The organism is Aromatoleum evansii, from assembly GCF_012910805.1.
In the GTDB taxonomy this organism is placed as follows: domain Bacteria; phylum Pseudomonadota; class Gammaproteobacteria; order Burkholderiales; family Rhodocyclaceae; genus Aromatoleum; species Aromatoleum evansii.
The window spans coordinates 136,998-148,147 of the sequence record NZ_WTVK01000004.1 but is presented as its reverse complement, the minus strand read 5'-3'; the positions used below and the strand labels follow the sequence as shown (position 1 = coordinate 148,147).

Below are 11,150 nucleotides of genomic sequence, written 5' to 3'. Positions count from 1 at the left end.
TCATCCTGCAGCGCGCGCGCGAAGGCCTGTGGCCGATCTTCGCCCGCCTCGTGCCGGTGAAGGTGACCCGGCGCACGCTCGACGCCGCCGCCGAACCGCTGCCGAAGAAACCGCTGCCCGCGCGCGGCGAGGTGATCCTCGAAGCGAAGGAGGTCACGCGCAAATTCGGCGGCCTGGTGGCCAACAACGCCATGAGCCTCAGCGTGAAGGCGGGCGAGATCCTCGCCCTGATCGGCCCCAACGGTGCGGGCAAGAGCACCATGTTCAACCAGATCTCGGGCGTCGACACCCCGACCTCGGGCGAGGTGCTGTTCCTCGGCGAGCCGGTCGCCGGGCGCGGCTCGCGCGAGATCGCCAGGATGGGCATGAGCCGCACCTTCCAGCACGTGAAGCTGCTGCCGACCATGAGCGTGCTGGAGAACGTCGCCATCGGCACCCACATGCGCGGCGACAAGGGCGTGTTCCCCGCCGCCTGGCGCCTCGACCGCGCCGAAGAGGCGCGGCTGCTGAACGAGGCGGCGCGCCAGATCGAGCGCGTGGGCCTCGCCGAGCACATGTTCGACGCCGCCGGCAGCCTCGCGCTGGGCCAGCAGCGCATCCTCGAGATCGCCCGCGCGCTCGCCGCCGACCCCTGCCTGCTGCTGCTCGACGAGCCGGCCGCGGGCCTGCGCTTCAAGGAGAAGCAGGCGCTCGCCGAGCTCCTCAGGAAGCTCAGGGGCGAAGGCATGGGGATTCTCCTCGTCGAGCACGACATGGACTTCGTCATGGGGCTCGTGGATCGCGTGGTGGTGATGGAGTTCGGCCAGAAGATCGCCGAAGGCCTGCCCGAGGAAGTGCAGCAGAACCCCGCGGTGCTCGAAGCCTATCTCGGAGGTGTGGAATGAACGGCATGAGCGTGGAGATGAATGTGATCGAGCAGACGATCGACGAGGCTGGCAAAAGCGCCCCCGGCACCCCGCGCGCGGTGCTCGAGGTGCGCGACCTGTGCGTCGCCTACGGCAAGGTGGAAGCCCTGTCGAACGCCAACATCCGCGTCGGCGAAGGCCAGATCGTCACCGTGATCGGCCCCAACGGCGCGGGCAAGACGACGATGCTCTCGGCGATCATGGGCCTGCTGGAGTCGCGCGGGCAGGTCATCTTCGACGGCGAGGCCGAATACGTGCCGCGGGTCGAGCGCATGGTCGCGCGCGGCATGAACCTCGTGCCGGAAAAGCGCGAACTCTTCGCCGAGATGAGCGTCGAGGACAACCTGCTGCTGGGCGCCTTCCAGCGCTACCGCATGGGCAAGCGCGACCACGCCGAGACGATGAAGGAGGTGTACCACCTCTTCCCGCGCCTCGAGGAGCGCAAGGCGCAGCTCGCCGGCACGCTCTCGGGCGGCGAGCGCCAGATGCTGGCGGTGGGGCGCGCGCTGATGGCCAAGCCGAAGCTCCTGATGCTCGACGAGCCGAGCCTGGGCCTCGCCCCGCTGATCGTGCGCGAGATCTTCCGCATCATCGGCGAGCTGCGCCGGCGCGGGGTGTCGATCCTGCTCGTCGAGCAGAACGCGCGCGCGGCGCTGCAGGTGGCGGACTACGCCTACGTGCTGGAGACGGGCGAGATCTCGATGGAAGGCCCGGCCAGGCAGCTCGCTGACGATCCGCGCGTGATCGAGTCCTATCTGGGGCTGGGCGGGAAGCACCAGGACAGGCTCGCGGCCTGATCCCTTTCTGACTTGCACCCGCCTGCGCCGGACGACGCGGGCGGGGCTTTGTTGTGCCCATCGTCCGCTCACGAAAACAAAATACGGGAAAAAGGAGGAGGCATGAAAGGGATTCGGATCGCTGCAGGATTTGCCGCGCTGGGCGCATTCGCGGGCCCGGCACTGGCTCAGTCGAATGTCACGATCTACGGCGCCATGGACATGTTCGTCGGCCGGGCGCGCGGGGAGCACAAGAGCCTCACGGTGGTCGACAGCGGCGGCCTGGAGCCGAGCCGCATCGGCTTCCACGGCACCGAGGATCTGGGCAACGGCCTCAAGGCGCTGTTCCGGCTGGAAAGCGGCATCGCTGTCGATACCGGCGGCACCGTGCCGCCGGGCGTGCTGTTCAGCCGGCAGTCGTTCGTCGGCATGCAGGGCGGTTTTGGCACCGTCACGGCCGGGCGCCAGCATTCGCCGGGTTACTGGATGTCATTGTTGCGTTACGACGCGCTGATGGGCGGGCCGTTCTCGCCCGTGACCGCGCTCGCGGCGCAGGGGAGCATGAGCATCGTGTCGACCGGTCCGGGGCGGATGAACAACTCGATCAACTGGAACTCGCCGACCTGGGGCGGGCTGACGGTCAGCGCGATGTATGGCTTCGGGCAGGAGAGCACGGTGAACCGCAATGCGGGCGAGTTCGCGGGCGTGAGCCTCAACTACGCGAACGGCCCGCTGTCGGTCGGCTACGTGTTCCATCGCCTCGACACGAGCACCGTCGCCGCGCCCGTCGTCGACCGCCGGCAGCGCGAACACATGCTCGGCGCGTCGTACGATTTCAAGCTCGTGAAAGTCATTGGCAGCTACCAGACGCTGGACGGCGACGTTGTGGCCGAGGCGCGGCTGTGGAACATCGGTGCGCGCGTTCCCGTCGGCGCGGCGGGAAACGTGCAGCTCGCCTACGCGGGCTACAGGTCGGATGCGAGCCAGTCGGATTCGCGTTCCTGGGCCCTCGGCTACAGCCATGACCTGTCGAAGCGCACGGCGCTGTACGGGCGCGTGATCCGCGCCGACAACGACGACGCGGTGGCGCGCAGCGTGTACAACGGCGGCCTGGCCGAGCTCGGCGGTGCGACGACCTTGTTCGGCGTCGGCATGCGGCACAGTTTCTGATCCTTGCTCGGGTGTTCCGGCCGCGGATCCCCATGTGCCGGAGCACCTCGCAAGGGGCGCACAAGGTAGCTGACAAACTACTTGAACAAGTGTTTGACAAGTGATAATAGCGCTGCTAACTTTCACACCATGCCGACCCGTTTCGAGGTCTGGCGACAGAGCGGTCCTAGCCGCCACCCAATCGACCCGACACGGTCGGGCACCAAGACACCAAAGGAGTGAGTGAACATGCAGGTCAAGAAACTCGCAGTGCTGTGCTCGCTGGCCGCCGCCTCGTACGTTTCGCCGGCGCTGGCCGACATCACGATCGGCATCTCGCTGTCGGCCACGGGGCCGGGCGCCTCGCTCGGGATTCCCGAGAAGAACGTGTTCGCACTGCTGCCGACCCAGATCGGCAACGAGAAGGTCAATTTCATCGTGCTCGACGATGCGACCGATCCCACGATGGCGACGAAGAACGCGCGCAAGCTGGTGAGCGAGGACAAGGTCGACGTGCTGGTCGGTTCCTCGACGACGCCGGCGACCGCCGCGATCGCCGAGGTGGCCACCGAGAGCGCCACGCCGCAGGTCACGATCAGCCCGGTGTCGCTGCCGGCCGAGCGCAACAAGTGGGTGTTCCGCACCCCGCAGCAGAACAGCGTGATGGCCGCCGCGGTGGTCGGGCACATGAAGCAGAACGGGGTGAAGACGCTGGGCTTCATCGGCTTCTCGGATGCATATGGCGAGGACTGGCTCACTTCGGTGACCACCAAGGCCGAAGCGGCCGGGATCAAGCTGGTGGCGACCGAGCGCTATGCGCGTGCAGATACCTCGGTGAGTGGTCAGATCCTGAAGCTGGTGTCGGCCCGGCCGGACGCGGTCCTGGTCGCCGGCTCCGGCAGCCCCGCCGCGCTGCCGCAGACCACCCTGGTCGAGCGCGGCTACAAGGGGCAGGTCTATCAGACTCACGCGGTCGCGAACCAGGCCTTCCTCAAGGTCGCGGGCAAGGCGGCCGACGGCGTGATCATCCCGGTCGGGCCGGTCGTGGTGGTGGACCAGATCCCCGATTCGCATCCGTCCAAGACGATCGGCAAGGAACTTGTCACGAAGTACGAGGAGAAGTATGGCGCCGGCTCGTTCTCATCCTTCGCCGGTCATGCCTTCGACGCCTGGCGGCTGATCGAGCAGGCGGTGCCCGTCGCGCTGAAGAAGGCCAAGGCGGGCACCCCGGAATTCCGCGCTGCCTTGCGCGACGCGCTCGAGGCGAACAAGGAGGTTATCGCGAGCCACGGCGTCTACAACATGAACGCGAACGACCATTTCGGCCTCGACGAGCGCTCGCACGTGCTGGTGAAGATCGACAGCGGCAACTACAAGCTGATCAAGTAAGCGACGCACGCGGGGACGATTCATGAGCACTGCGATCAACGAGACCGACGCGATGTTCGCGTGCCCGGTCGTCAATGTGGAAGAACGGCCCGATGGCAGCCGCGTGCTGCGCTCGGGCATCCCGCTGCCGCAGGCCTATGCGCGCTGCGTCGGCGAGTGGCTGGAGCACTGGGCGCGTGAGGCGCCGGAGCGCGTCTTCCTCGCCGAGCGCAATGCGGCGGGCGAGTGGGACAAGCTCACCTACGGCGAGGCGCGCCGGCGCGTGGTGGCGATCGCGACCTGGCTGCTGGGGCAGAACCTGTCCGCCGAGCGGCCGGTGGTGATCCTGTCCGACAACTCCGTCGAGCATGCGCTGCTGATGTATGCCGCGATGCACGTCGGCGTGCCCTCGTGCGCGATCTCGACTGGCAACTCGCTGATGTCGAAGGACCACGCCAAGCTTAAGGGCAACATCGAGCTGATGCGGCCCGGCGTCGTGTATGCCGACGACGTGGGGCGCTTCGGCGCGGCGATCGAGGCGATCCGCCACCTGCACGACGGCGTCGTGGTGGCGGGGCGGCGCAGCGGGCAGGCGGCGGGGTGCGTGGCGTTCGCGGAGATCGAGGCAAGCGGCGACGAGGCCGCGGTGATGCGCGCCTTCGACCGCATCGGGCCGGACACGACCGCCAAGTTCCTGTTCACGTCCGGGTCGGTCGGTACGCCCAAGGCCGTCATCAACACGCAACGCATGCTGTGCGCCAGCCAGCTCGCGAAGGAGCTGGTGTGGCCCTTCCTCAAGGACGAGCCGCCGGTGCTGGTGGACTGGCTGCCGTGGAGCCATACCTTCGGCAGCAATCACAATCTGAACATGGTGCTGCGCTGCGGCGGCAGCCTCTACATCGACGACGGCAAGCCGGTGCCCGCGCTGCTTGGAAAGACGCTGCGCAACATCAGGGAGGTGTCGCCGACGATCTATTTCAGCGTGCCGCGCGCCTACGACATGCTGGTGCCGGAGCTGCGCCGCGACCGCGAACTGCGCGAGGCCTTCTTCGGACGCCTGAAGCTCATCTTCTATGCCGGCGCGGCGCTGCCGCAGCACCTGTGGGCGGAGCTGGAGAACCTCTCGGAGGAATCCATCGGCCGCCGCGTCGCGATGGTGTCCTCGTGGGGCTCGACCGAGACGGCGCCGCTCGCGACCGACTGCCATTTCCAGGCCGTGCGCTCGGGGGTGATCGGGGTGCCGGTGCCGGGGGTCGAACTGAAACTGGTGCCGTCGGCGGACAAGCTCGAAGTGCGCGTGCGCGGGCCGAACGTCTTCCCCGGTTACTGGAAGCAGCCCGAGCTCACGGCGAAATCCTTCGACGAGGAAGGCTTCTACCTGATCGGCGATGCGGTCGAGTTCGTCGATCCGGCAAAGCCCGAAGAGGGCCTGCTGTTCGATGGCCGCGTCGGCGAGGACTTCAAGCTGCTCACCGGCACCTGGGTGCACGTCGGAGCCTTGCGCGTGAAAGGCATCGACGCGCTGAAGCCCGTCGCCCAGGACATCGTCGTGACGGGCCACGATCGCGACGAGATCGGCTTCCTCGTGTTCCCGAACGTTTCCGAATGCCGCTCGCTGTGCCCTGGCCTGCCGGCCGACGCGCCGGTGGAGCAGGTGCTGGCGAATCCGGCGGTGCTGGCGCGGGTGCGTCTGGGAATGACGGCGCTGGCGCAGGGCGGAGGCGGATCCTCGACGGTGCCGACGCGCGCGCTGCTGATGGCGGAACCGCCGTCGGTGGAGGCGGGCGAGATCACCGACAAGGGCTACATCAATCAGCGTGCGGTGCTGACGCGGCGCGCGGATCTCGTCGCGGCGCTGTATGCCGAGATGCCGGACAAGGCAGTCATTACGGCGTGAACCGAGGGCCGCCCGGCAGGGGCGGCCGGAACAAGCAAAGAAGGATCGCCATGAGCGAAGAACTGGTAAGAACCTCGTTTGAGGACAACATCTATACGGTGATGCTGGCGCGGCCCGCGAAGCGCAACGCGATCAGCGACCGCCTGCTCAACGCGATCGATGCCGCTTTCGCGGCCGTACCCGAAGGGACGCGGGTCATCGTCCTCGGTGGCGAGGGCGATCACTTCTGCGCCGGGCTGGATCTGACCGAGCACCAGCATCGCGACCCCTTCGGCGTGATGCAGCACTCGCGCGGCTGGCATCGCGTGTTCGACCGCATCCAGAACGGCGGCATCCCGGTCGTCGCGGCGCTGCACGGCGCGGTGATCGGCGGCGGGCTGGAGCTGGCGAGCTCGGCCCACGTTCGGGTCGCGGAACCGAACACGATCTACCAGTTGCCGGAAGGGCGCCACGGCATCTTTGTCGGCGGCGGCGCGTCGGTGCGCGTCGCGAAGATCATCGGCGCCGGGCGGATGTGCGAAATGATGCTCACCGGCCGCATCCTCGAATCCGACGAAGGCCAGCGCCTCGGCCTGTCGCACTACCTCGTCGGCCCCGGCGAGGCGCTGGCGAAGGCGCAGCAGCTCGCGCGCCGCATCGCCGAGAACGCGCCGATGGCGAACTGGGCGATGGTCAGCGCCGTACAGCGCATCGACAACCTGTCGAGCGACGACGGTCTCTTCGTCGAATCGCTGACCGCCGCACTGACACAGACCAGCCCGGAAGTCGCCGAACGCATCGGGCACTTCCTGCAACGCAAGGGACAGGGACCGCAGCGATGACGAATCCTTACGCAGCATCCGAAGCCGCGGCGCAAGCGCGCGCCTACGACGACATCTGGCTGGTGGCCGGGCAGCGCACGCCCTTCGCCGACTACAACGGTCCGCTGCGCGACGTGTCGCCGACCGACCTGGGTATCTTCGCCGCGCGCGCGCTGTTCGAGCGCAGCAGCATCCCCGCGGGCGAGGTCGATGCGATCGTCGCCGGCAACATGGCACAGGCGAGCTTCGACGCCTACTTCCTGCCGCGCCACATCGGCCTGTATGCGGGCGTGAATCCGGCCGTGCCCGCGCTACTGGTGCAGCGCCTGTGCGGCACCGGCTTCGAGACCATCCTCGCGGCGGCCGACCAGATCACGCTGGGCAAGGCGAAGGTCGCGCTGTGCGTGGGGACCGAGTCGATGTCGCGCAACCCGATCGCCGCCTATACGCACCGCGCGGGCTTTCGCATGGGGCAGCTCGATTTCCGCGACTTCCTGTGGGAAGCGACCAAGGACACCGCGCCGGGCGACAGCATGGGCGACACCGCCGAGAACCTCGCCAAGCGCTACGGCATCTCGCGTGAAGAGGTCGACCACTTCGCCGCGCAAAGTTTCGCGCGCGCGTGCGCGGCGTGGGAGTCGGGCTACTTCACCGACGAGGTCGCATCCGTTGTGAATTCGAACTGGGTGCTCCCGGGCTACAACCCGCGCGCCTTGAAGCTCGCCGACCGTGTCGAGTGCGTCGATCGCGACGGCCATGTGCGCCCGACTTCGTTGGAGACCCTGCAGAAGCTGAAGCCAGCCTTCGGCGGCGTGCAGACGGGCGGCAACAGCTCGGCGATCGTAGATGGCGCGGCCGCGGTGATCGTCGCGCACGGCGACTGGGTGCGGGCGCACGGTGTGAAACCGCTGGCGCGCATCGTCTCCGGCGCCTCGGTGGCGGTGCCGCCCGAGATCATGGGCATCGGCCCGGCGCCGTCGATCCGCGTGGCCGCGGCGAAGGCGGGATTGAAGGTGGGCGACCTTGGCCGCGTCGAGATCAACGAGGCTTTCGGCGCGCAGTACCTCGCGTGCGAGAAGGAGCTCGGGCTCGACCGCGACAAGACCAACGTGCATGGCGGCGCGATCGCGATCGGGCATCCGCTGGGCGCGTCGGGCGTGCGCCTGACCACGACCGTGGCGCGCGAGCTGCGCGAGGCGGGGCTGCAGTTCGGCGTGTCGTCCGCGTGCTGCGGCGGCGGGCAGGGCGTGGCGATCGTGGTCGAGAACGCCGGCTAGCGCACGGAAATGCCCGGTGGGAGCGGCTTCAGCCGCGAATCGGCGGCATCGCCAGCAGAAGAGTCCATTCGCGGCTGAAGCCGCTCCCACAGGAAAGCTTCGACAGCAAATAGGTTAAGCAGCACGGTTCTGAGGAACATCGCATGCAACTCGAAAACAACACCTTCATCATCACCGGCGGCGCGTCGGGGCTCGGCGAAGCCACCGTGCGCGCCTTCCACGCGGCCGGCGCGAACGTCGTCATCGCGGATCTCAATTCCGCCGCTGGCGAAAAGCTCGCCGACGAGCTCGGCCCGCGTGCGGCCTTCCATCGGACCGACGTCTCCTCGGAGACCGACGCGCGCGGCTGCGTCGAACTCGCCCGGTCGCGTTTCGGCGGCCTGCAGGGGCTCGTGAACTGCGCCGGCATCGGCAATGCCGCGAAGGTCCTCGGCAAGGACGGCCCGCATCCGCTCGATGCCTTCAGCCGCATCGTGAATGTGAACCTCGTCGGCACCTTCAACATGATCCGCATCGCCTCCGACGCGATGGCGCAGGGGACGCCGAATTCGGGCGGCGAGCGCGGCGTGATCATCAACACCGCCTCCGTCGCGGCGTACGACGGCCAGATCGGCCAGGCGGGCTACGCGGCGTCGAAGGGCGGCATCGTGTCGATGACCTTGCCGATTGCGCGGGAGCTGGCACGCTTCGGCATCCGCGTCGTGACGATCGCGCCGGGTCTGTTCCTGACACCGATGATGAAGGGCCTGCCCGAGGACGTGCAGAAGTCGCTCGGCGAATCCGTGCCCTTCCCGCCGCGGCTGGGCGAGCCGGCGGAGTATGCACAGCTCGCGCGCTCCATCGTCGAGAATGCGATGCTCAACGGCGAGACGATACGGCTGGATGGCGCGATCCGGCTCGCACCACGTTGAGCCTGAGCGTTGGGGGCGCAACAACGTGGGAGCGGCTTTAGCCGCGAATCAGCGGTATCGCTTGTGGCGCGGCCCATTCGCGGCTGAAGCCGCTCCCACAGGGCAGTCGGTTCCCGCCGTCAGAACTCCCACAGGACAATCGGCTCCCGCCACCACGGCTGCCGCCTTGCATATAACCGATCAAACCCGGGCGACCGAACATGACCGAATACACCGCGCCGCTGCGCGACATGCACTTCATCCTGCGTGAGCTCGCGGGGCTCGATGCCGTCACGGCGCTGCCGGGCTGCGAGGAGGCCACGCCCGACGTCGTCGAGGCGATCCTCGACGAGGCCGGCAAGTTCGCTGCGGGTGTGCTCGCACCGATCAATGGCGCGGGCGACCTGCAGGGCTGCGGGCTGGAGGCGGACGGGCGCGTGACGAGCCCCGAAGGCTGGAAGGAGGCATGGCAGCAGTACGTCGAGGCGGGCTGGATTGGGCTGTCGCTGCCGGTCGAATACGGCGGGCAGGGCCTGCCCAAGCTGGTGTCCACGCCCGTGTGGGAGATGTGGTTCTCCACCAACATGGCCTTCACGATGCTGCCGCAGTTGAACGTGAGCCAGGCCGAGGCCCTGCGCATCGCGGCGAGCGAGGAACTCAAGCAGACCTGGCTGCACAAGGTCGTGAGCGGCGAGTGGGGCAGCACGATGAACCTCACCGAGCCGCAGGCGGGATCCGATCTTGCCGCGACGCGCGCCCGTGCCGAACCGGCGGCGGACGGCAGCTACCGCGTCTTCGGCCAGAAGATCTTCATCTCGTGGGGTGAGCACGAACTGACCGAAAACATCGTCCATCTCGCGCTCGCGCGCCTGCCCGATGCGCCGGCGGGGGTGAAGGGGCTGTCGCTGTTCCTCGTGCCCAAGTACCTGCTCGACGCCGATGGCAATCCCGGCGCGAGGAACGACGTGCGCTGCATCTCGATCGAGCACAAGATGGGCATCCACGGCAGCCCGACCTGCACGATGAGCTACGGCGATGCGGGTGGGGCGGTCGGCTGGCTGGTCGGCGAGCCGAACCGCGGGCTGGAAACCATGTTCATCATGATGAACGAGGCGCGCTTCGGCGTCGGCGTGCAGGGCGCGGGTCTCGCCGAGCGCGCCTACCAGCTGGCGCTCGCCTATGCGCGCGAACGCGTGCAGGGGCGCGACGCGATCACCGGCGAGGCCGGCAAGCCCATCCTGTGCCACCCCGACGTCAAGCGCATGCTGCTGTCGCTGCGCGCGCGCGTGATGGCGATGCGGGCGCTGCTGTACACCGCGGCGGCGTGGTTCGACACCGCCCACCATCACCCCGACGCGGCGGTGGCCGGCAAGGCGCAGCGCTACGTCGACCTGCTGATGCCGGTCGCGAAGGGCTGGTGCACGGAGACCGGCCAGCAGGCCTGCTGGGACGCGATCCAGGTGTTCGGCGGCATGGGCTTCGTCGAGGAGACCGGCATCGCGCAGTTCGCCCGCGATTCGCGCATCATCACGATCTACGAGGGCACGACCGGCATCCAGGCGAACGACCTGGTCGGCCGCAAGATCCTGCGCGAGGGCGGCGAGACCTTGCGCGAGCTGATCGCCGAACTGCGTGCGACGATCTCGGAGCTGCGCGCCCAGCCCGGCTTCGGCCCCATCGTCGACGGCCTGGCCGAGAACGTCGGGGCGCTCAACGAGGCGACGCACTGGCTGCTTGCGGCCGGCAAGGAGCGCTACGCCGAGGCGCTCGCCGCGGCCGTGCCTTTCCTGCATCTTCTCGGCACGGTCTGCGGCAGCTGGCAGATGGCGCGCCTCGCGCTCGCGGCGCGCCGGCGCCTGGCGGCCGGCGAGGGCGATTCCGCCTACCATGCGAGCCTGATCGACCTGACGTGCTTCTGGATGGCCAGCTTCGCCCCCCAGGCCGCGGCGCACCTGCGCACGGTGCAGTCCGCCGGGGCGCCCCTTTCGGCCTTCGACGACACCGCCTTCTGAGGGGGCAGCGCACCCGTGTGCATGCGGGGCAAGCCGGGCACGCGCTCGTGGTCTATCGTGAGCAGTGGATGACCTG

Annotated in this window: 9 protein-coding genes; all 9 read left to right on the top strand. The window is 68.3% G+C overall.

Annotated features, from left to right (window positions below):
• On the top strand, positions 1-884 hold an 884-nt coding region (locus GO615_RS03300; protein WP_169125618.1), incomplete at its 5' end, for an ABC transporter ATP-binding protein.
• A gap of 17 nt (positions 885-901) precedes the next feature.
• Positions 902-1,702: an ABC transporter ATP-binding protein gene (locus GO615_RS03295; protein WP_407281036.1), complete on the top strand. Its 801-nt coding sequence runs from the start codon at positions 902-904 to the stop codon at positions 1,700-1,702.
• A 102-nt stretch (positions 1,703-1,804) separates the two neighbouring features.
• Complete coding sequence (locus GO615_RS03290) at positions 1,805-2,851, top strand: porin (protein WP_169125617.1); 1,047 nt, start codon at positions 1,805-1,807, stop codon at positions 2,849-2,851.
• A gap of 228 nt (positions 2,852-3,079) precedes the next feature.
• Positions 3,080-4,219, top strand: a complete 1,140-nt coding sequence (locus GO615_RS03285) for an ABC transporter substrate-binding protein (protein WP_169125616.1) — start codon at positions 3,080-3,082, stop codon at positions 4,217-4,219.
• Between the two features lie 22 nt (positions 4,220-4,241).
• Positions 4,242-6,095 (top strand): feruloyl-CoA synthase, encoded by a 1,854-nt coding sequence (locus GO615_RS03280; RefSeq protein ID WP_169125615.1) that lies wholly within the window; start codon positions 4,242-4,244, stop codon positions 6,093-6,095.
• A 50-nt stretch (positions 6,096-6,145) separates the two neighbouring features.
• Positions 6,146-6,916 carry a crotonase/enoyl-CoA hydratase family protein gene (locus tag GO615_RS03275; RefSeq protein ID WP_169125614.1) on the top strand — a complete coding sequence of 257 codons (771 nt, stop codon included), beginning with the start codon at positions 6,146-6,148 and terminating at the stop codon, positions 6,914-6,916.
• The gene (locus GO615_RS03270; protein WP_169125613.1) at positions 6,913-8,172 is read left to right on the top strand and encodes a thiolase family protein; all 1,260 of its coding nucleotides are present in this window, start codon (positions 6,913-6,915) and stop codon (positions 8,170-8,172) included. The genes GO615_RS03275 and GO615_RS03270 overlap by 4 nt, the downstream gene beginning before the upstream one ends.
• A 143-nt stretch (positions 8,173-8,315) precedes the next feature.
• A complete protein-coding gene (locus GO615_RS03265; RefSeq protein WP_169125612.1) occupies positions 8,316-9,083 on the top strand; it encodes a 3-hydroxyacyl-CoA dehydrogenase in 768 nt (255 codons plus the stop codon).
• Between the two features lie 200 nt (positions 9,084-9,283).
• On the top strand, positions 9,284-11,074 hold the full coding sequence (locus GO615_RS03260; RefSeq protein WP_169125611.1) for an acyl-CoA dehydrogenase: 1,791 nt from the start codon (positions 9,284-9,286) through the stop codon (positions 11,072-11,074).
• Positions 11,075-11,150 lie beyond the last annotated feature (76 nt).